19 protein-coding genes and 1 pseudogene are annotated in these 20812 nt (G+C 68.9%); 7 read left to right on the top strand and 13 right to left on the bottom strand.

The annotated features are described in order from the left end of the window. Nucleotides 1-2: 2 nt before the first annotated feature. Nucleotides 3-1004, bottom strand: coding sequence for a 1,2-phenylacetyl-CoA epoxidase subunit PaaA (gene paaA, locus AB4Y80_RS02830; RefSeq protein WP_442211869.1), 1002 nt, complete (start codon nt 1002-1004; stop codon nt 3-5). Between the two features lie 188 nt (nt 1005-1192). Here paaA and paaI point away from each other — a divergent pair, with 188 nt between their 5' ends. The 3 genes from paaI (at nt 1193) to AB4Y80_RS02815 (ending at nt 3646) form a co-directional block, all read left to right on the top strand. Further along, nucleotides 1193-1651, top strand: coding sequence for a hydroxyphenylacetyl-CoA thioesterase PaaI (gene paaI, locus AB4Y80_RS02825; protein ID WP_442211799.1), 459 nt, complete (start codon nt 1193-1195; stop codon nt 1649-1651). After that, entirely contained in the window at nt 1648-2964 is a 1317-nt protein-coding gene (gene paaK, locus AB4Y80_RS02820; protein WP_442211798.1) for a phenylacetate--CoA ligase PaaK, read from the top strand. The genes paaI and paaK overlap by 4 nt, the downstream gene beginning before the upstream one ends. Nucleotides 2965-3025: 61 nt before the next feature. Beyond that, nucleotides 3026-3646, top strand: a complete 621-nt coding sequence (locus AB4Y80_RS02815) for a TetR/AcrR family transcriptional regulator (RefSeq protein ID WP_442211797.1) — start codon at nt 3026-3028, stop codon at nt 3644-3646. A gap of 51 nt (nt 3647-3697) precedes the next feature. Here the strand turns inward: AB4Y80_RS02815 and paaZ are convergent, their stop codons facing one another. The 4 genes from paaZ to AB4Y80_RS02795 are packed head-to-tail and all read right to left on the bottom strand — an operon-like array spanning nt 3698 to nt 8809. After that, nucleotides 3698-5827: a phenylacetic acid degradation bifunctional protein PaaZ gene (gene paaZ / locus AB4Y80_RS02810; protein WP_442211795.1), complete on the bottom strand. Its 2130-nt coding sequence runs from the start codon at nt 5825-5827 to the stop codon at nt 3698-3700. Between the two features lie 41 nt (nt 5828-5868). Continuing rightward, nucleotides 5869-6747, bottom strand: a complete 879-nt coding sequence (locus tag AB4Y80_RS02805) for a 3-hydroxyacyl-CoA dehydrogenase family protein (RefSeq protein WP_442211794.1) — start codon at nt 6745-6747, stop codon at nt 5869-5871. A gap of 2 nt (nt 6748-6749) precedes the next feature. Beyond that, the gene (locus tag AB4Y80_RS02800) at nt 6750-7583 is read right to left on the bottom strand and encodes an enoyl-CoA hydratase/isomerase family protein (RefSeq protein ID WP_442211793.1); all 834 of its coding nucleotides are present in this window, start codon (nt 7581-7583) and stop codon (nt 6750-6752) included. After that, nucleotides 7583-8809, bottom strand: a complete 1227-nt coding sequence (locus tag AB4Y80_RS02795; RefSeq protein WP_442211792.1) for a thiolase family protein — start codon at nt 8807-8809, stop codon at nt 7583-7585. Before AB4Y80_RS02795 ends, AB4Y80_RS02800 begins: the two co-directional genes overlap by 1 nt. A gap of 203 nt (nt 8810-9012) precedes the next feature. Between AB4Y80_RS02795 and AB4Y80_RS02790 the strand changes: the two genes are divergently transcribed. Then, nucleotides 9013-11253, top strand: coding sequence for a S9 family peptidase (locus AB4Y80_RS02790; protein ID WP_442211791.1), 2241 nt, complete (start codon nt 9013-9015; stop codon nt 11251-11253). Here AB4Y80_RS02790 and AB4Y80_RS02785 read toward each other — a convergent pair. From AB4Y80_RS02785 to pta, 4 genes are all read right to left on the bottom strand, one after another. Next, nucleotides 11250-11426 (bottom strand): hypothetical protein, encoded by a 177-nt coding sequence (locus tag AB4Y80_RS02785; protein ID WP_442211790.1) that lies wholly within the window; start codon nt 11424-11426, stop codon nt 11250-11252. The two genes, AB4Y80_RS02790 and AB4Y80_RS02785, sit on opposite strands and share 4 nt — an antisense overlap. A gap of 212 nt (nt 11427-11638) precedes the next feature. After that, nucleotides 11639-12202 carry a GNAT family N-acetyltransferase gene (locus tag AB4Y80_RS02780; protein ID WP_442211789.1) on the bottom strand — a complete coding sequence of 188 codons (564 nt, stop codon included), beginning with the start codon at nt 12200-12202 and terminating at the stop codon, nt 11639-11641. Next, a complete protein-coding gene (locus AB4Y80_RS02775; RefSeq protein WP_442211788.1) occupies nt 12195-13334 on the bottom strand; it encodes an acetate/propionate family kinase in 1140 nt (379 codons plus the stop codon). Before AB4Y80_RS02775 ends, AB4Y80_RS02780 begins: the two co-directional genes overlap by 8 nt. After that, complete coding sequence (gene pta, locus AB4Y80_RS02770) at nt 13334-15442, bottom strand: phosphate acetyltransferase (RefSeq protein WP_442211787.1); 2109 nt, start codon at nt 15440-15442, stop codon at nt 13334-13336. The genes AB4Y80_RS02775 and pta overlap by 1 nt, the downstream gene beginning before the upstream one ends. Nucleotides 15443-15675: 233 nt before the next feature. Here pta and AB4Y80_RS02765 point away from each other — a divergent pair, with 233 nt between their 5' ends. Then, complete coding sequence (locus tag AB4Y80_RS02765; RefSeq protein WP_442211786.1) at nt 15676-16722, top strand: serine protein kinase RIO; 1047 nt, start codon at nt 15676-15678, stop codon at nt 16720-16722. A 257-nt stretch (nt 16723-16979) separates the two neighbouring features. On the opposite strand, the pseudogene AB4Y80_RS02760 reads toward AB4Y80_RS02765, so the two are convergent. After that, a pseudogene (locus tag AB4Y80_RS02760) lies at nt 16980-17540 on the bottom strand (NAD-dependent epimerase/dehydratase family protein); the annotation flags it as partial. A 90-nt stretch (nt 17541-17630) separates the two neighbouring features. Here AB4Y80_RS02760 and AB4Y80_RS02755 point away from each other — a divergent pair. Next, nucleotides 17631-18383, top strand: coding sequence for a M50 family metallopeptidase (locus AB4Y80_RS02755; protein WP_442211785.1), 753 nt, complete (start codon nt 17631-17633; stop codon nt 18381-18383). Here the strand turns inward: AB4Y80_RS02755 and AB4Y80_RS02750 are convergent. From AB4Y80_RS02750 to AB4Y80_RS02740, 3 genes are all read right to left on the bottom strand, one after another. After that, nucleotides 18380-18940, bottom strand: a complete 561-nt coding sequence (locus AB4Y80_RS02750) for a dihydrofolate reductase family protein (protein ID WP_442211784.1) — start codon at nt 18938-18940, stop codon at nt 18380-18382. The two genes, AB4Y80_RS02755 and AB4Y80_RS02750, sit on opposite strands and share 4 nt — an antisense overlap. A 64-nt stretch (nt 18941-19004) precedes the next feature. After that, nucleotides 19005-19697 (bottom strand): tyrosine-protein phosphatase, encoded by a 693-nt coding sequence (locus AB4Y80_RS02745; protein WP_442211783.1) that lies wholly within the window; start codon nt 19695-19697, stop codon nt 19005-19007. Beyond that, complete coding sequence (locus tag AB4Y80_RS02740) at nt 19694-20293, bottom strand: GNAT family N-acetyltransferase (RefSeq protein WP_442211782.1); 600 nt, start codon at nt 20291-20293, stop codon at nt 19694-19696. Before AB4Y80_RS02740 ends, AB4Y80_RS02745 begins: the two co-directional genes overlap by 4 nt. A 72-nt stretch (nt 20294-20365) precedes the next feature. Between AB4Y80_RS02740 and AB4Y80_RS02735 the strand changes: the two genes are divergently transcribed. Beyond that, the gene (locus AB4Y80_RS02735) at nt 20366-20800 is read left to right on the top strand and encodes a VOC family protein (RefSeq protein WP_442211781.1); all 435 of its coding nucleotides are present in this window, start codon (nt 20366-20368) and stop codon (nt 20798-20800) included. The last annotated feature ends 12 nt before the right edge of the window (nt 20801-20812 follow it).

Below are 20812 nucleotides of genomic sequence, written 5' to 3'. Positions count from 1 at the left end.
CTTTAAGCTGCTACTTTCTGTGCGTTCTTGGTGCTCTGCTTTTCCTGGTAGGCGGAAGCGGCCTCACGGACCCAGGCGCCGTCGTCGTGGGCTTCGCGGCGCCGTTCCAGGCGCTGCGCGTTGCAGGGGCCGCGGCCGGCCAAGACTTCCTTGAACTCTTCCCAGTCCAGGGGCCCGTGCTCCCACTTCTTGGTGTCCTCATTGAAGCGGATTTCCTCGTCGGGCAGGGTCAGGCCCAGCACCTTGACCTGCTCGGCGAGCATGCCCACAAAGCGGGACCGGAGCTCGTCATTGCTGAACCGCTTGATGTTCCAGGCCATGGACTGCTTGGAGTTGGGGGAGTCGTCGTCCGGCGGGCCGAACATCATCAGCGACGGGGCGTACCAGCGGTTCACGGCCTCCTGGGCCATGGTCCGCTGTTCCGGTGTGCCGTTGGCCAGCTCCAGCAGGATCTCAAAGCCCTGGCGCTGGTGGAAGGACTCCTCCTTGCACACGCGCACCATGGCACGCCCATACGGGCCGTAGGAGGCCCGGCACAGCGGCACCTGGTTGCAGATGGCCGCCCCGTCCACCATCCAGCCGATCGCCCCCATGTCCGCCCACGTCACGGTCGGATAGTTGAAGATGGAGGAATAGCGGGCCTTGCCGGCCACGAGCGCATCCATCATTTCATCGCGGGTGGTGCCCAGCGTCTCCGCGGCCGAATACAGGTACAGGCCGTGGCCGGCCTCGTCCTGGACCTTGGCCATCAGGATGGACTTGCGCTTGAGGCTGGGGGCCCGGGTGATCCAGTTGGCCTCGGGCTGCATGCCGATGATTTCCGAGTGGGCGTGCTGGGAGATTTGTCGAACCAGCGAGCGGCGGTAGGCGTCCGGCATCCAGTCCTTGGGTTCGACGCGGGAATCCTTGGCGATGATCCGGTCAAAGTTTTCCTGCCCGGCAACGTCATCCGCCAGCGGGCCTTCCGCCGATGGGCTCTGGGAGGAATGCCCCCCGGACTCCATAGTCTGTGCCATGACTTCTCCTTCACTTGCTGCCTAAATTAATTACCGACCGTTCGTTCAGGATATAGTGTGACTGAGACCTCGTCAATCAATCGGGCAGGAGCACCTGGCCCCGAAGTCCGCATTGACAGACGAGCCGCAAGGGTATTACCTAATGAACATTCGGTAAGAAAAGTGAGGAGTGACACATGGCGTCAGTGGAACCGGGTGTTGACCACCCGCTCCTGTCGAACGACTATGCGTCCGAGTGGCTGGGCATCGAGGTGCTCGAGATCAAGGACGGCCATGCCACCATCGCCATGACGCTGCGCCCGGAAATGATGAACGGGTTCGGCATCACGCATGGGGGCATGATTTTCGCGTTCGCCGACTCCGCCTTCGCCCTGGCCTGCAATTCCGCCCAGGGCGACGGGCGCACCGTCACGGTTGCCTCCGGCGTCGACGTCAATTTCCTGGCGCCCACCCACGCGGGCCAACGCATCACCGCGGTCGCCAATCGCCGGCAGCAGCAGGGTCGCAGCGGGCTCTACGACGTCCAAGTTGTGGCCGAGAACGACGACGGCCCCACCGTGGTTGCCGAATTTCGCGGCCGCAGCCGGACCATACCCAACAGGCATACTACGCAAGAGAGGTCCGTCTCCCGATGACCGATTCGACAACCCATGACCCTTCCCGGCTCGATGCCGCGGAGCTGATGAGCCGCGACGAGCTGGAGGCGCTCCAGCTCTCCCGGCTCCAGCACACGGTGGCCTACGCGTACGAGCGGGTGCCGCTGTACAAGCGAAAGTTTGACGAGGCCGGCGTGCACCCGTCCGACCTTCGCGAGCTCGCGGACCTGGCCAAATTCCCGTACACCACCAAGGAAGACCTCCGGCAGGAATACCCCTTCGGCATGTTCGCGGTCCCCCAGAGCGAGGTGCTGCGCATCCATGCCAGCTCCGGCACCACCGGCCGCCCCACCGTCGTGGGCTACACGCAAAACGACATCAACGTGTGGGCGTCCCTCGTGGCCCGGTGCATGCGCGCCGCCGGCGTCCGGCCGGGCATGAAGGTCCACAACGCGTACGGCTACGGCTTGTTCACCGGCGGACTGGGCGCACACTACGGCGCCGAGGCCCTGGGCACCACCGTCATCCCGATGTCCGGCGGCCAGACCGAGAAGCAGATCCAGCTGATCCTGGACTTCGAACCCGACGCGATCATGTGCACGCCCACCTACCTGCTGACCATCATGGACGCCATGGCCCACCGCGGCATCGACCCGCGCTCCACGTCGCTGAAGTTTGCCGTGTGCGGTGCGGAGCCGTGGACCGAGGAAATGCGCCAGGAGCTCGAGCAGGGCCTGGACCTGCGGGCCTGCGACATTTACGGACTGTCCGAGGTCATGGGCCCGGGGGTGGCCGGGGAATCCGTGGAGACCCAGGACGGCAACCATATCTGGGAGGACCACTTCCGTCCCGAGATCATCGACCCGTTCGACCATACGACCGTGCTGCCGGACGGGCACAAGGGCGAGCTGGTCTTCACCTCCCTCACCAAGGAGGCCCTGCCGATCATCCGCTACCGCACCAAGGACCTCTCCAGCCTGCTGCCGGGCACGGCCCGCCCGTCCATGCGCCGCATGGCCCGGATCTCCGGGCGCAGCGACGACATGATCATCCTGCGCGGGGTCAACATGTTCCCGTCCCAGATCGAGGAGATCGCGCTGCGCATCCCCGCCCTCAGCCCGCACTTCCAGCTCGAACTGACCCGCACGGGCCGCATGGACGCGATGACCATCCACATCGAGCCGCGCGAGAACACCACGGCCGAGGAGCGCACCGCCGCCGCCGCAACGTTGAAGTCGCAGATCAAGATCCACGTCGGGTCCTCCTGCACCATCGACGTGGTAGAGCCGGGCTCGCTGGAACGCTCCAACGGCAAGATGCGCCGCATCTATGACAACCGCCCGAAAGGCTGATCCGACGGCCTGAACCGGGTCAATCACCGGCGGTCGAGACCCACATGAGAAACTAGGAGACATGCCCACCACCGCCGCCACGTCCACTTCGCCCACCAACGGCACCCGGCGCGGCCGGCCCGGCTACGACCAGCAGTCCGTGTTGCGGATCGCCGTCGAGGTCTTTAACAAGCACGGCTACGAGGCCACGTCCATGGGCATCCTGGCGGAGAACCTGGGCATCTCCAAGTCCGCCATCTACCACCACGTCCCGTCGAAGGAAGACCTGCTGCGGCTGGCGTTGGAGGAGGCCCTGGGCGGGCTGGAAGGGGTGTTGACGCTCGACGCCGCCACCTCCGGGGCGGCCGACGCCCGCCTCGAGTGTGTCCTCCGGGGCACCGTCGCGGTGCTCGTGGAAAGGCTGCCGTTCGTGACCTTGTTGCTGCGCCTGCGCGGAAACACGGAGATGGAGCGCGAGGCGCTGGCCCGGCGCCGCGCCTTTGACCGCACCCTCACCGAGCTGGTGGCGGCGGCCCAGCAGGACGGCTCGCTGCGCATCGACATGGCCCCGGGCATCATCACCCGCCTGATTTTCGGCACGATCAACTCGATCGTGGAGTGGTACAAGCCCGGCGGCCCGCTGTCGGCCGAGAAACTGGCCGACGACGTCATCACCCTGGCGTTCCAGGGCCTGCACAAGTAACCAAGGGAACGGGCTCTTCGATTCCGCGGAATCGAAGAGCCCGTTGCCCCTTTATGCGTAGAGGGTATCTTCCTTTTCCACCAGCGTCAGCACGTCGTAGGTGGCCACGGTCTCGCCGTTTTGGTTGTGCAGAATCGCGTCCCAGCAAACCTCCCCGTATTCGTCGGTGACGCGCGGGGTGATCTTCTTGGCCGTGAGCGTCACCCGGATGGAGTCCCCGGCCGCGACGGGCGTGATGAACCGCAGGTTCTCCAGGCCGTAGTTGGCCAGCACCGGGCCCGGGGCCGGTTCCACGAACAGTCCCGCCCCCCAGGCGACCAGCAGGTAGCCGTGGGCCACGATGCCCGGGAAGAACGGGTTCTTCTGGGCGGCCGCGGCGTTGGTGTGGGCGTAGAACGTGTCACCCGTGGAGTTGGCGAACGCCGTGATCTCCTCCAGCGTCACCTCCCGCAACCCCGACGCAAACGCGTCGCCGATGTGCAGTTCCGCCAGCGACTTCCGGAACGGGTGCACCGTCCCGGCCACGGCGCCAAACTCGGGATCGCCGGCCGTGACGCGGTCCGCGCCGGTGTGCCACACGCCGGTCACGGCGGTGAGCATGTTGGGCGAACCCTGGATGGCGGTGCGCTGCATGTGGTGCTTGACGGAGCGGATGCCGCCCAGCTCCTCGCCGCCGCCGGCCCGGCCGGGGCCACCGTGCACCAAGTGCGGCACGGGCGAGCCGTGGCCGGTGGACGTGCGCGCGTCTTCACGGTTGAGCACGAGCACGCGACCGTGGTGGGCGGCGATGCCCGTCACCAGCTGCCGGGCCGTGGCGGGATCGTTCGTGCACACGGTGGCCACCAGGGACCCGGCCCCGAGCGCGGCGAGCCGAACCGCCTCGGAGACGTCGCCGTCGTGCGTGTCATAGCCGATCACGCTGGAGACCGGGCCAAACGCCTCGAGGGAGTGCACCTCGGGGGCCTGGGCGTCGGCCCAGCTCAGCAGCACCGGGGACATGAACGCGCCATCGGCGACGGCGGCCACGGTCCCGTCCGCGCGCGTCACCTGGGGGGCGTCAAGGGTGCCGTAGACCAGCTCGCCGCCGGCGGCGATCATGGTCTCGACGGCGGCGCGGACATCCGCCAGCTGCTCCAGCGACGCGAGCGCACCCATGGTGACGCCCTCGGCGCGGGGATCCCCGAGCACCACGCGCTCGCTGATGCGCGCGCCGATGGCCTCGATCACGGCGTCGCGCAGCTCGTTGGGGACGATGGTGCGCCGGATGGACGTGCACTTTTGCCCGGCCTTGACGGTCATCTCCGTCACCACGGACTTGATGAACGCGTCAAATTCCGGCGTGCCGGGGACGGCGTCCGGGCCCAGGATGGCGGCGTTCAGGGAGTCGGTCTCGGCCGTGAACCGGACGCCGCCGCGGGCCACGTTCGGGTGGTTCTTCAGGAGATTGGCGGTGCTGGCCGAGCCGGTGAAGGAGACCATGTCCCGGTAGTCCAGCTCATCGAGCAGAGTGCGCGCGGAGCCGGAGATCAGCTGGAGCGCACCGGCGGGCAGGATGCCGGAGTCGATGATGGCGCGTACGGCGGCGGCGGCCAGGTAGCCGCCGGGGGTGGCCGGCTTGACGATGGTGGGCACGCCGGCGATGAACGCCGGGGCGAACTTCTCCAGCATGCCCCAGACCGGGAAGTTGAACGCGTTGATCTGCACGGCCACGCCCGGGATCCGGGTGTAGATGTGCTCACCGACGAAGGAGCCGTCCTTGGCGAGGACCTCGGCCGGGCCGTCGAGGATGACGTTGGAGTTGGGCAGTTCGCGCCGGCCCTTGGAGGAGAAGGTGAAGAGCACGCCGATGCCGCCGTCGATGTCCACCATCGAGTCGATCTTCGTGGCTCCCGTCTGGGCCGAGACGGCGTAGAGCTCCTGCCGGCGGTCGTTGAGGTATTGGGCCAGTTCGCGCAGCTTCAGGGCGCGCTCGTGGATGGTCAGCCGGCCCAGTCCGGCCTGGCCAACGGTGCGGCCGTGCTCGACGGCGCCGGCCAAATCCAGCCCGTCGCTTGAGACCCGGGCCAGCAGTTCCCCGGTGCTGGCGTCACGGGCGTCCGAGCCCGGGGCCCCGCCGGCGGGAGTCCACCAGGCGTCCCGGACGTAGCTCGGTACCGTTTCAATTAACGTTGCAGTGGTCATCGCCGCCCCGTCCTTTCCATGTTGGTCGTGGTGCGGGCCGGTCAGGCCCAGTCGAAAAATCCCTTGCCGGTCTTGCGTCCGAGCTCGCCGCGGGCCACCTTCTCGCGCAGGATCTGCGGCGGGGCAAAGCGGTCCCCGAGGGTTTCGTGCAGGTATTCGGCGATGCCCAGGCGCACGTCCAGGCCGACGATGTCGGTGGTGCGCAGCGGGCCGGTGGGGTGCTTGTAGCCGAGCACCATGGCGGCATCGATGTCCGCCGCGCTGGCCACGCCCTCCTCCACCATGCGCATGGCCTCCAGCGCGATGGCCACGCCGAGCCGGGAGGAGGCGAAGCCGGGGGCGTCCTTGACCACGACGGCGGTCTTGCCCAGCGCCGCCACCCAGTCCCGCGCCGTCGTCACCAGGGCGCTGCCGGTTTGTTTGGCGATGACGACCTCGATGAGGGTGGAGGCCGGCACCGGGTTGAAGAAGTGCAGCCCCAGGAAGTTGTGCGGGCGCTGAAGTTCGGCCGCCAGCCCGGACATGGACAGGGAGGAGGTGTTGGAGGCCAGGATCGCCGTCTCGCCCAGTTCCGCCTCGACGGCCCGCAGCGAGGCCACCTTCAGCTCCCAGATTTCCGGGACGGCCTCCACCACCAGGTCCCGGTCGGCGAAGTCGGCGTAGTCGGTGGAGACCCGCAGCCGGTCCAGGTGCCCGTCCACCGGGCCGGCCAGGCCGCGCTCGACGGACTTGGCCACGGCGGACGCCACGCGTTCGCGTGCCCCGGCGGCGGCGGCGTCGTCGCGCTCGACCACCAGCACCTGGCAGCCGCGGATGAGGAAGGCGTGGGCGATCCCGGCGCCCATCCGCCCGCCGCCCAGGACCCCGATCCGGGACGGCAGGTTCGCGGGAAGGGCCGCGGGCGGCGTCGGATTACTCATGTCTATTTCTTCTTTCGGTCGAGGAACGCCTGCATGCGCTCAAACTTCGCCGGCGATTCAAACAACTCGGCCTGGGCCAGGTTGTCCACCTCCGGGTGGGCCTCGCGCGGGGCAGCGAAGACCCGTTTGGTGGTTTGGATGGCCAGCGGGTCCTGGGCGCCGATCTGCTCGGCCAGCGCGTGGGCGGCCGTGAGCAGTTCGGCGGATTCCACCAGTTCCGTAACCAGCCCGACGCGCAGGCAGCCCTCCCCGGTGAGGATCTTGCCGGCGAGCAGCATCTGCTTGGCCACGGGTTCGCCCACGAGTTCCTTCAGCCGCCAGGTGGCGCCGGCCGCGGCCATGATGCCCAACCCGGTCTCGGGCTGCCCCATGCGCAGGGCGCGCGTGCCGATGCGGAAGTCCGCCGCGTACGCCAGCTCCGCGCCGCCGCCGAGCGCGTACCCGTCGAGGGCCGCGATGACGGGCATGGGCAGTTTCGCGATCCGGTCGAACAGGGCCGAGTTGATGCCGGCCAGTGCGTCCGCGCGGCGGCGCTCGCGCAGTTCGGCAATGTCCGCCCCGGAGGCGAAGATCCCCCTGGTGCCGGCGGCCTCATCGGCCGGGATGCCCGAGAGGATCAGGATCTTCGGGGTGCGCTCCAGGTACGTGCAGACGGCGTGCAGCTCCTCCACCATGGCCTGGTCGATGGCGTTGCGGACCTCGGGCCGGTACAGCTGGACGGCCAGGCGGTCCGCCGCCTCGGTGACCAGCAACGTGGTGAAAGTCGCCGAATCCAGGCCGGACCCGGCGTCGGGCCCGGCCTCCTGCCCGGCACCGGACCCGGGAGTGGACGCCATCACAGGCCCTCCACCAGCAGGGCCGCGCCCTGGCCCACGCCGATGCACATGGTGGCCAGGCCCAGCCCGCCGGGCGCCTCGCGTTCCAGCCGGCCCAGCAGCGTGATCACGATCCGTGAGCCGGAGGAGCCCAGCGGGTGGCCAAGGGAAATCGCCCCGCCGTCGTTGTTGACAGTGCCGGGATCGAGTTTCAGCTCGCGCATGCTGGCCAGCGACTGGGAGGCGAACGCCTCGTTGAGTTCGACGGCGCCCAACCGGGCGACGTCGATCCCCTGCCGCTCGAGGACCTTGCGCGTGGCCGCAACCGGTCCCATGCCCATGATCTCCGGGGCCAGGCCGGCCGCGGCGCCGTCCAGAATGCGGGCGCGGGCCACCAGGCCGTACTTTTTGAGGGCGCGTTCGGAGGCGACGATGATGGCCGAGGCGCCGTCGTTTAGGGTGGAGGCGTTGCCGGCCGTGACCACGGTGCCGCCGGCCACGACCGGGCGCAGGCCGGCCAGGACCTCCGCGGTGGTGCCCGGGCGGGGGCCCTCATCGGTGTCCACGACGGTGGCGCCCTTGCGTCCCTTGACCGTGACGGGGACAATCTCCTCGGCGAAGCGCCCGGCCGCGATGGCCGCCAGGGCGCGCTCGTGGGAGCGGACGGCGAAGGCGTCGCAGTCCTCCCGCGAGGTGCCGTACACGCGGGCCACCTCCTCCGCCGTTTCCGGCATGGAGAACGTCATCTTGCCGTTGCGCGAGAGCTCCCCGGAGAGAAAGTTCGGGTTCGGGAATCGCCAGCCGATGGACGTATCAAAGGACGCGCCGGGCTTCGCAAACGCCTTCTCCGGCTTCGCCATCACCCAGGGCGCCCGGGACATGGACTCCACGCCGCCGGCCACCACGATGTCCGCCGCCCCGGCCTTGATCATGTGACCGGCCATGGTGATCGCGCTCATGCCGGAGGCGCACAGCCGGTTGACCGTGATGCCCGGAACGGTGTCCGGGAAACCCGCCAGCAGCCACGCCATACGCGCCACGTTGCGGTTTTCCTCCCCGGCCCCGTTGGCGTTGCCCAGAATCACCTCATCCACATCCGCCGGGTCAATGCCGCTCCTGCGGACCAATTCGGCGATGGTCAAAGCGGCAAGATCGTCCGGGCGGACGGAACTCAGCGCTCCGCCGTAGCGTCCCACCGGCGTGCGGACGCCGCCCACCAGGTATGCCTGCGGTGTTTCAGTGGCCATGAACGTACCCTTCGAACGTGCTGTGCGGCGTGGCAATTGCCGCCCGCCAAGGACCCGGCCGCCAATTTACCGACCGTTCGTTCTATAAATATTCCATGTGCGGGGCACACGGTCAACCGCCACGTCACGGCAAGCCGCTTTTGCCGCTCCGCTGTGGGCATACTCGGGCGCCGGGGAGGGCCATCGTCTATACAGTGGAAGCCATGACCACTTCCGATGCGCTCGCCCTCCCGTCCGCCCCGCAGTCGCCCCCGGCCGGTGCCCTGCCGGCCCCGCCGGTGGCCAAGAGGGTGCCTGTTGCCCGCACGCACCACGGGGATACGTTCATGGACAACTACGAGTGGCTGCGCGAGAAGGACAACCCCGACGTCCTGGCGCACCTTAAGGCCGAGCAGGCCTACACGGATGCCGTCACTGGCGGCCAGGAACAGCTGCGCCAGGACATCTTCACCGAGATCAAGAACCGGACGCAGGAAACGGATCTGTCCGTCCCCAGCCGCAAGGACGGCTGGTGGTACTACTCGCGCATGGTGGAGGGCCAGGCCTATTCCATCCAGTGCCGGGTGCGGGCCGACGGCGACGGCAGCGCCGTCGAGGACTGGACTCCGCCGGTGGTTGAGCCCGGCGTCGAGGTGCCGGGGGAGGTTGTCCTCCTTGACGGCAATGCCGAGGCCGAGGGCCGACCGTTCTTCTCCCTGGGCGGCGCCGCCGTGACGCGCGACGGAAACCTCTACGCCTATGCCGCGGACTTCGCCGGCGATGAACTCTTCACGGTCAAGATCCTGGACCTGCGCACGGGCGAGCTGCTCCCGGACGTCATTGAAAACGTCTTCTACGGACTGGCCTTCTCCCCCGACGGCGGCACGCTGTACTACATGGTGGCCGACGACGCCTGGCGCCCGTACCAGCTCAGGGCCCACGTCCTGGGCACCCCCGTGGCGGACGATGCGATCCTCTACCAGGAGGACGACGTCGCCATGTGGACCGGCTTCGGGCTCTCCGCGGACCGCCGCCACCTGGTCGTGAGCATCGGCTGCTCCGAGTTCAGCGAAACCCGCATCCTGAACTTCGCGGACCCGGACGGGGGCCTGCGAACCTTGATCCCGCGCGGCGAACGCATCCTCTACGACGCCGAACCGTTCCTGCACGGCGGCGTCGAAAAGGTGCTCCTGACCCACAACCTGGACGCCGTGAACTCCATGGTCTCCCTGGTCGAAACGGCCGAATTCGCCAAGCCCGTGGCCGGGCAGCGGTGGGCCACGGTGATCCCCCACGACGACTCCGTGCGGATCAACGGCGCCACCGTCACGGCCACGCACATGGTGGTCTCGCTGCGCAAGGACACGATCGAACGCATCCAGGTGAGCGGGCTGGCAGGTTTGGGCACCGCGGAGCAGCCGGCCGCCGTCGAGCCGGTCTTTGCGGAGGAGCTGTACACGGCGTCCATGGGTGGGAGCGAGTTTGAGTCCCCGGTGATCCGGCTGGTGTACACGTCCAACTTCACGCCGCCGCGCGTCTACGACTACGTTCTGCCCACGGGCGCTTCGCCCACGGCCGCCGCGGGCGGGGAGCTGCTGCTGCGCAAGGAAACGCCGGTGCTTGGCGGCTACCGGGCCGCGGACTATGTGGCCACCCGCGAATGGGCCGTGGCCGCGGACGGCACCCGCGTTCCGCTGTCGGTGCTGCGCCGCGCGGACCTGGCCCAGGACGGCACGAATGCCGGTGTGGTGTACGGCTACGGCTCCTACGAGGTCAGCATGGACCCGGGCTTTGGCGTGCCCCGGCTCTCGCTGTTGGACCGCGGCGTGGTGTTTGTCATTGCCCATGTGCGCGGCGGCGGCGAGATGGGCCGGCACTGGTACGAGGACGGCAAGAAGCTGAACAAGAAGAACACGTTCTCCGACTTTGTGGCGGCCACGGACTGGCTGGCGGCGTCGGGCTGGGTGGATCCGGCCCGGATCGCCGCCATGGGCGGATCGGCCGGCGGGCTGCTGATGGGCGCCGTGGCGAACCTGGCCCCGGAAAAGTACGCCGCCGTCGTGGCGCAGGTGCCGTTCGTGGACGCCCTGACCACCATCTTGGATCCGCAGCTGCCGCTGTCGGCGCTGGAGTGGGAGGAGTGGGGCAACCCCATCACCGACCCGCAGGTGTACCGGTACATGAAGGAGTACACGCCGTACGAAAACGTGCGCGCCGTCGCCTACCCGAAGATCGCCGCCGTCACGAGCTTCAACGACACCAGGGTGCTGTATGTGGAGCCGGCCAAGTGGGTGCAGGCGCTGCGCTCGGTGTCCACCGGCACGGCGCCGATCGTGTTGAAGATCGAGATGGACGGCGGCCACGGCGGCGCCTCCGGCCGGTACGAAGGCTGGAAGACCCGCGCCTGGGACTACGCGTTTTTGGCGGACGCGATCGGCGCGACGCGACTGCGGCAAGCGGGCTAGCGGTTCAGGCTGACCGTGAACGTGTTGGGCCCGCTGCAGGTGACCGCGATGTGGTGCTTGGGGGCGTTGGTTCGGGTGGCAAGGTCGTGAACCGCCGCGTCCAGCGTGCGCTCAAGGGCGGACCGGTCCCAGATTTTCAGCGATACGGAGTCGGTGGATTCGAACGTCGTCATTCGGTGCCTCATTCATCAAGTCGCGGCCATCGCGTCGTTGCGAGGGCCGGGCCTACTGGTGTGGCCTCGTTGCGTCCACCAGCTTGGTGCTTCGTTCCATGATGCCCGGGCGGGCCCGGAGATCTCAAGCCGATATCCGATCATTGCGCGTGAGTCCCATCACGTTGTTCCGGGACAGTGGTCCCGGCACAGCCGCCGGGCGGGGCGGCGGGTCAGCCGCGCACCACGGCATAAATGGCCTCGGACGTCCATTCGCCCTTGAGGTACATGTTGTCGCGCAGCACGCCTTCGCGCTGCATGCCGAGCCGTTCACAAATGGCCGCGGAGGCGCTGTTGCGGGCATCGAGGCGGGCCTCCACCCGGTGGAAGCCCAGCCCGTCCATGGCCAGCTGGAGCACGGCCAAGGCCGCCTCCGTCGCCAGGCCCTGGCCCCGTGCCTGGGGCGCCAGCGTCCAGCCGATCTCCCCGACGCGCTCGGGCCCAACCCCGTCCTGGGACATCCAGCCGGCGCTCCACTTCAACGCGATCTCCCCCACGACCCCCGGCGTGTCGGTACGCTCAATCGCAAAACTGGCCCAGTGGCCCTCCCGGTCAAACGGCGCATCAACATACATGGCGATCCGCCCCATGCATTCGGCATAGCTGCGGGCCTCGTTGAGCAGGTACCGGGCAGTCTCTGGAAGCCGCTGATAGGCGTAGTAGTCGTCCAGGTCGCCCACGGAAAATCGTCGCAACACCAGCCGCTCGGTCGTCAGCGGGTACGGGATTTCAGCCATGAATCGAGCTTACGACAGCGGCCGTCGCTTCTGCTATGGCCCGCTCCTCGTCCGTGGGCACCACCAGGACCGGGATCGCCGATCCGGCCGCGCTGATCACCCGGGCCGAGCCCGAGCGCCCACGGTTCGCGCCGGCGTCGAGCGTGACGCCCAAGGCACCCAGGCGGGAGACCACCAGCGCTCGGAACGCCGCGGAATTCTCGCCGATCCCGGCCGTAAACACGAGGGCCTGCGCGCCGCCCACGGCCACGTGGTAGCCGCCAATGTATTTCGCCAGCCGGTAGGAGGCGACCGCCAGCGCCATCTGCGCGCGCTGGTCCCCGGCGTCGGCGGCGTCGACAATGGCGCGCATGTCATTGATGCCGGCGAGCGCCTTGAGCCCGGATTCGCGGTTGAGCAGGGTGTCAATCTCATCCGCGTCCAGCCCGGTGCGCTGGAGGTAGATGAGGATGGACGGATCCAGGTCGCCGCTGCGGGTGCCCATGACCAGCCCCTCCAGGGGGGTGAACCCCATGGACGTGTCCACGCTGGCCCCGCCGTGGATGGCCGTGAGGGAGACCCCGTTGCCCAGGTGCGCCACCACGGCGTTGAACCTCTCCAGCGGGACGCCCAGGAGTTCGGCGGCCCGGGTGGTGACAAATTCGTGCGAGGTTCCGTGGAAGCCGTACCGCCGGATCCCGTACCGCCGGTACAGCGAATCCGGCACCGCATAGCGCCACGCATGCTCGGGCAGCGTGCGGTGGAACGCGGTGTCAAAGACGGCCACCTGTGGCAGGTGCGGCCATTTTGCCGTGATGGCGCGGATGCCCAGCACGTTCGCCGGATTGTGCAGCGGCGCCAGCGGGTTCAGCCGCTCGATGGCGCGGGTGATCTCATTGTTGATCAGCACCGGCTCGCCGAAGCGTTCCCCGCCGTGCACCACCCGATGCCCGACGGCGTCCAGCGGCTTCCCGGCCGGCGCGCCTTCCAGCTCGGCCGCCACCTGGTCCATGGCCGCGCCGTGGTCGGCCGACCCGCCGGCACCCTCGCCGATGCGCTCGATCAGTCCGTGCGCCTCGATGGTGTTGGTGCCCGTCTCCCGCACCTGGTACTTCAGTGAGGAGGACCCGGAGTTGATGACCAGCACCCGCATTAGGATTCCTTCGGCTCGGTGGCTGCGTCCGGGAGGGACGTCCCCTGCGCCTGGATGGCGGTGATGGCCACGGTGTTGACGATGTCCTCCACGGTGCAGCCGCGGGAGAGGTCGTTGATGGGTTTTCGCAGGCCCTGCAAAACGGGTCCGACGGCCACGGCGCCGGAGGACTGCTGCACGGCCTTGTAGGTGTTGTTGCCGGTGTTCAGGTCCGGGAAGATGAACACGGTCGCCTGCCCGGCCACGGCGGAGGCGGGCAGCTTGGAGGCGGCGATGGAGGCATCCACGGCGGCGTCGTATTGGATGGGGCCCTCGATCGGCAGGTCGGGGCGGGCCGCGCGGACCAGCTCCGTGGCCCGGCGCACCTGGTCAACGGCGGTGCCCGTGCCGGAGCCGCCGGTGGAATAGGAGAGCATGGCGATGCGCGGCTCGACGCCGAACCGGGCGGCCGTTTCGGCCGAGGCGATGGCAATGTCCGCCAGTTGTTCCACGTTGGGCTCGGGGTTGACGGCACAGTCCCCGTACACCAGTACCCGGTCGGCCAGCAGCATCAGGAACACGGAGGAGACTATGCGCACGCCCGGGCGGGTTTTCACAAATTCCAGGGCGGGGCGGATGGTGTTTGCCGTGGTGTGCGCCGCCCCGGACACCATTCCGTCCACCTGGCCCAGCTGGACCATCATGGTGGCGAAGTAGGAACCATCCGCCATCACCTCCCGGGCCCGGGCCAGCTCCACGCCCTTGTGCGCCCGCAGCCTCTGGTACTCGGCCGCGAAGCGTTCGCGCAGCTCCGAGGTTTCCGGGTTCAGGATCGCCACACCGTTGAGGTCGATGCCGTGGGCGGCGGCCCGTTCCAGGATGTCCTTGGCATCGCCGAGCAGCGTCAGCTCACATACGTCGCGGCGGTGCAGGATTTCAGCGGCCCGCAGCACCCGGACGTCGGTGCCTTCGGGCAGGACGATGTGCTTGCGGTCGCTGCGGGCCCGCTCGATCAGCTCGTGCAGGAACCGCAGCGGCGTCATGGTGGCCGGGCGCGGCAGCGAAACCCGTTCCAACAGCTCGGCCTCGTCCACATTGCGCGCCCACGCCCCCATGGCCGCGGCCACCTTTCGCCGCTGTCCGGAATGAATTTCGCTGCGCACCTCGCTGACGGCCCGCGCGACGGTGAACGTGTCCTCCGGGGATGCGAAAACGGGGAACGGGGCATGCGCCAGGAAAGGGAGCACGTGCGAGTCCGGGGCCAACCCGCCGGTGAGGATCATGGCGCTGGGCACCGGGAAATCGGGCGAGAACGCCGAGGCCAGGCTGGCCACCATGATGTCCGCCCGGTCGCCGGGGACGATGACCAGGTCCTTGGCCTCGAGCAGGTGCAAGAAGTTGCCCACGGTCATGGCGGCGACCTTGATGGCGTGGATGTCACGCTCCAGCTCCGGGCTGCCGGCCAGTTGGTGCAGTGTCAGCGCGGCAGCGACCTCCCCGACGGTGGGGCGGGCAATCTCGGCAATTTCGGGAATGACATACACGGGGCGGTTGCTGGCGCCGGGGCGCACGGCGGCCTTGATGGCGGCGACGGCGGCGGGGTCGGCCCGGTTGACCATCATGGCCAGCAGCGAACACTTGGCCGCCACCAGCTCCCTGCGGGCCACATCGACGGCGTCGGCCGTTTCCGCGGGACTGAGCCCCCGGGCGCCAACGACGGCCAGCACCGGCAGCCCCAGGTTGTTGGCCAGGCGGGCGTTGAGGTCGAACTCCACGGCGGCGTCCTGGCCGGTGAGGTCCGTGCCTTCCACGATCACGACGTCGCAGGCCTTGGCGATCCGGCTGTAGGTTTCCACGCAGCGGGCATCGATCTCGGCCCGGTTGCCGGCGGCCAGCAGCGCCCGGGCCTCGGCCCCCGTCAGGGCGCTGCGGCACACTTCCGGCGCCAGCTTGAACATGCGCCGGAGCATGGTGACGGTGGGGTCCCGTTCCGGGTCGGTGCCGGAGGTGATGGGCCGAAAGAAGCCGATCCTGTCCGCGTGCCGGTGCAGGGCGTCGGCCAGCCCCAGAGAGACCAGCGTTTTCCCGGAACCGGGCGTAGTGGCACTGACGTAAATTCCACGGGTCATCCTGGCGAACCGCCTTTCGAGCGTCTGCTTCCATCCAAGCACGGCGCACCCCGAACCGGGGTGGAAAGCGTGAAATTCCATCATTGACGGGTCGGCCCCGACCGTGATCAGATGGCTGTGCTTGCATGTTTCCCGGTTCGCCCGATTCGATCCCAAGGAGGACACCATGAATGCTTTTGCAGCTTTTCGCGCCCAAAACATCACCTTGTCCTGCCACAGGAGTCGAGTCACCCATGAAGAATTCTGCTGACCAGCAGCACCTCGAACCGCCCTCCGTTGCCACCCAGAAGTCCATCCGGCGCAGCCGTGCCATGAAGGGGACCGACTGGAACATCCTCGACGACTCACTTGCCGAGAACCAGCGCTGGTCCACCTGGCCGGAGCTTGAGAAGCTCATGCGCGGCCCCAAGCCCTATCCGGACCTTGTCATCGAGGACGCCGGCGCCATCGACACGGAGCTGGGCGTCTTGAAAACCGGCAAGGAGGCGGACGTCTTTCTCCTCGAGCGGGCCACCGAAACCCGCCGTTCCCTGCTGGCCGCGAAACGGTACCGCGGCGCGGACCAGCGCCTCTTCCACCGCTCCTCCGCGTATACCGAAGGCCGCTCGGTGCGCCGCTCCCGGGATGCCCGCGCCCTCAAGAACGGCAGCAGCTACGGGAGGGAGGTGGAGGCGTCGCGCTGGGCCGACGCCGAGTGGACGTTCCTGTGCATGGCCCACCAATGTGGCATCCCCGTGCCCTATCCGGTGCAGATTGCGGGCACGGAGATCCTGATGGAGTTCATTTCGGACCCCGCAAATCCGGGCGTTGCCGCGCCGCGCCTGCAGTCCGTCCACCCCGGCCCGGACCAGCTGCAGGACTACTGGGCCCAGATGGTCGAGGCAATGACGGCGTTTGCCCGGATGGGCTTCGCCCACGGGGACCTGTCCCCGTACAACGTCCTGGCCGCCGGGGACCGCCTGGTGGTCATCGACCTGCCCCAGCTCGTGGACCTCGCCGGCAATCTGCAGGCCGCGGACCTGCTGGCCCGGGACTGCCGCAACATGTGCGCCTGGTTCACCGCCCGCGGCCTGGCGGTCGACGACGGGGAACTCCTGGGCGAACTTCTCGCGGCCGCCACCAAGTCCGCCTCATCCCCGGCGCTCAACCCGGCGCCCAGCTGCCGGCCGGCCCACGGCTCCTCCGACGCGATGATGTCCCGAAACGTTTCCACGAGCGGTCGCCGGACCAGTCCCAGCCGCAGCGCCCGCGCGTCGGAGCGCCGGGCAAACCCGAAGTAGTCCTGACCGGGCGGCAGCACCAGCGGCAGCGAGCGCGGACCGCTCCAGGGGGAAACGTCGTCGTCCGTCATGGCGTCCAGGGGATAGGGGGCAAGCCGGGGATTGGTGCTGGCCGCCACCCGCGCCGCCGTCAGCGCGTCCGCCAGCGACATGCCGGGGCCCACCGCATTGACGGCACCGCCATGCCCGGCCAGGCCGGCGTCGAGGATGAACGCGGCCAGGTCCCGCACATCGACGACTTGCACCTGTGGGTCCCGGGCGGCTCCGGCGTCGACGGGGACCAGCACCGGCTCGCGCGGATCGGCCAGGCGCAGCGGCCAGTAGGTGCTGCGGCCGGTGGGGTCGCCGGGGCCGCCGATCAGGCCCGGCCGGACCAACAGGGCCGCCTCGCCGCGGGTTGCCGTGGTCGCCCGCTCGCAGCCGGACTTTGCTTCGCCGTACAGCTCGGGCGAGTACGGCTCTTTGGCGCCCAGGGGCGTCAGCAGCGGCGCATCCTCGCGCGCCCCGGGGTTGGACTGGTCCGCGTAGACGGAACAGGAGGAGACGAACACCCAGTTCCTGGCCTGCAGCGCCTGCGCCGCCGCCCGGGCATGGGCCGGAAGGCGGGTCAGTTCCACCACCAGGTCCCAGTGCGTCCCGGCGGCCCGGGCGTAGGCGCCCGGCCCGTTCCGATCCGCCACGACGGTGGCCGCACCCTTGGGGAAGCCGCCGGATTCCCCACGGGCCAGGCAGGTGACGGCGTCGCCGCGGTCCAGGGCCAGCGCCGCGATGGTCCGGCCCAGCCATGCGGTGCCGCCGAGGATCAGGATGTTTGCCATGCGCTCCAGCCAACCCGCGGAGTCGCCCGGTGGCAAGGAGTTTCACGCTCGGCGCAGGAAGTCCCGGCGTTTTCGCATAGGCTTCGAGGCGTGTTGACTGCAGAACTTCTTGGAGCCGTGTCCGACTGGTGGCGGGCCGTGCTGGCCGGCTTTGCCCGCACCGACGCGCCCGCGGTGCCCGTCCCGGTGCTGGCCGGCATTTTGGCGGGGGCCATCGTGCTGAGCATCCCGCGGGCCACCTGGCGCTGGTTTGGGCTGTATGTGACATTTGTGCACGAGTTGGGCCACGCGTTTGCCGCGCTCATGACGGGGCGGGTGGTCCACGGGCTCCGCATCGGGCTGGACCACTCCGGGCAGCTGACCAGCAGCGGCCGCCGCGGGTTCGGCGCCGCATGGTCGGGTTTTKGGGGCTACCCGACGCCGGCCGTGGTGGGCGTTGCATTGGTGTGGTCGGTGTCCGCCGGGTGGGCGGGGGCGGCCATGTCCATCGGGGCATTGCTGCTGCTGGCCGCACTCATCTTCCTGCGCAACCTCACCGGGATTGTGGTGGCCCTGTGCAGTGCCGCCATCGCGCAAACCCTGGTGATGTTCGCCGACGCCCGCACGCTCAGCTATGTGGTCCTGGGCCTGGGCATCGCCCTGGGCGTGGGTGCGGTGCGCGACTGGGTCAAGGTGGCCGCCGTGCACACACGCCGGCGCGAGCAGCTGGCCAATTCCGACGCCTACATCCTGTCCCGAGCCACCGGCGTGCCGTCGTTTTTCTGGCTCACCGGCTTTGCCCTGGTCATCGCCGCCGCGACGGCCGCCTCGGCGTATCTGTTGTGGGGCCTGCCCGCCCGTTAGCCCGTCACCGCATAGTGGAGATGGACGACGCCGTTGCCGAACGTGCGCTGGTCCAGCAGTTCCAGCCCGGTCCGGACACCGGCCGGCAGGGCCGGCTTGCCGCCGCCGAGGATGATGGGCGAGAGGAACAGGTGGAGCTCATCCACCAAACCCGCCTCGAGGGCCTGCCCCGCCAGTCCCGCCCCGCCCACGGAGAGGCTTTCCTGCGCCGCGGCCTTGAGTTGGCGGACGGCGTCCGGATCAAAACGGCGTTCCAGGCGGGTCCTGGCGGTGGGTGCCTGGTGCAGGGTGGCCGAATACACCACCTTCTGGGCACGGTGCCAGATGTTGGCGAAGTCACGCACCACCCGGAGCTGGTCGGCCTGGCCGTACATTGTTTCCCAGGCCATCATCACCTCGTAGAGACGCCGGCCGTAGAGGTAGGTGCCAATCCTGCGCTCCAGGTCGTTGATGAACGCGTGCACCTCCTCATCCGGCACGCCCCAGTCGAAGCTGCCGTCGGCGTCCGCCACGTAGCCGTCCAGCGACGTGATGGCCGCATAGATGAGTTTGGCCATGGCGATGCTCCTTCCCGCTCCCAGTATTCCCCCCGCACCGTCCCGGCACTAGAGGGTACCCGGGTCATCGGCACCTGGCCACGACCGCCGCAACCTCCGCGGCGCTGACCCCGTGGGCCAGCAGGAACGCGCGCACGTCCAGTCCGTCCACAAACCCCGCGAGCGCCCGGCCGCGATCGGCCACCACCTCCGCCAGCTCGCCGGCGGCCAGGTAGTGCTCGTACGGGTGCTTGGCGGGCGCCACCAAATGCCAGTCGTTGATGCCGCGGGCGGCCTTCTCGTCTTCCGGCACCGCCCGGTCCGCCTGCCCCAGCAGCGCCAGCAGCAGCGAGGCAATCAGTCCCGTCCTGTCCCGACCCGCGGAGCAGTGAATCACCACCTTGCCCCGCGCGGCCGCCAACTCCTTGAACACCGCGGCCACCCGGTCCGGGAACAGCCGCAGGATGTCCGCATACAGGTTGGGATGGTTCATGTACGGGCGGCACAGGGCCTGGTATTCGACGTTGTTCGGATCCTCCGTGGGGACATTGACCACCACGAACCCCGCCATCGCCTCCGGCCCCACCACCGGGTCGGTCGGCCGGCGCGCCCGCTCCCCGGGGTTCCGCAGGTCGATCACGGTCCGCACGCCGTCGCGGTGGACTTGCCGCCAGCCGTGCTCGGTGAGCCACTCACTGCGGCCCATCCGGTAGATGTCGCCCGCGAGGAGGCGGGCGTTGACGGCGCCCTCCCAGTGCGGATCCGGGCTCGCCCTCATGTGCGCCGTTTGGCGACGCGCAGGTCCAGGCCGTTGCGGACCTGCGGCCACTCGGCGGCGAGGATGGAGAAGACCACGGTGTCGCGCAACGAGCCGTCCGCCATGCGCCGATGGGAGCGCAGAACACCGTCCTGCTTGGCGCCGAGGCGGGCAATCGCCTCACGCGAGGGCATATTCATCCAGTGGGTGCGGAACTCCACGGCCACGCAGCCAAGGGTTTCAAAGGCGTGCCCGAGGAGCAGCCGCTTGCTGTCCGGGTTGGTGCCCGAGCCCTGCACGCCGGCCGCGTTCCAGGTGTAGCCGATTTCCACCCGCGGCAGCTCCGCGTCGATGTTGCAAAAACTTGTCATGCCGATGATCCGCCCGGGCGCGGCGTTGAGCCGGGCGGCGAACGGGAGCATCGTCCCGGCCTCCTGCAGGGCCAGGCGGCGCCGGATCTCGGCGCGCATCTCCTCGGGCCGCGGGACCTGCGTGTACCAGAGGTTCCACAGCTCACCGTCGGAGGCCGCCTCCACCAACCCGTCATGATGGTCCTCGGTCAAGGGCTCGAGGGTGACGTACTTTCCGTGCAGGGTGACCGGTTCAATGACTGCCATGGGAAAAACACTAGCGGATGCCGCAAAACTGCCGCTGGACGGCCGGCGGACCTCTCCGGCAGACTTTTTCCCATGGCCTATTCACTGCAAATCGTCGTCGACGCCTTCAAGCCCCACGACCTTGCCGACTGGTGGGCGGAAACCATGGGCTGGAGCGTGGAGCCCTCGGACGAGGCATTCATCCGGTCCATGGTGGCCCAGGGATTTGCCGCCGAGGACCAGACCCTCCGGCACAACGGCGTCCTGGTCTGGAAGGACGGCGCCGCGATCACGGCCGGCCGGGACGCCGGCAGCGGCCAACCCCGGATCCTCTTCCAGTCCGGGGATCGGGAGAAGGCCGGCAAGAATCGCGTGCACTGGGACGTGCGGCTCGGCGGCGAGGACAAGTCCGCGGTGCGGGCCCGCCTGGAAGCGCGCGGGGCGAGGTTCCTGTGGGAGGCCAGCCAGGGCCCGCATGCCTGGTTCACCATGGCCGACCCCGAAGGAAACGAGTTCTGCATCAGCTGACGCCGGCCCGCG

Source organism: Specibacter sp. RAF43 (assembly GCF_052114065.1).
Lineage (GTDB): Bacteria > Actinomycetota > Actinomycetes > Actinomycetales > Micrococcaceae > Specibacter.
This window is presented reverse-complemented; position numbering and strand designations above follow the sequence as displayed.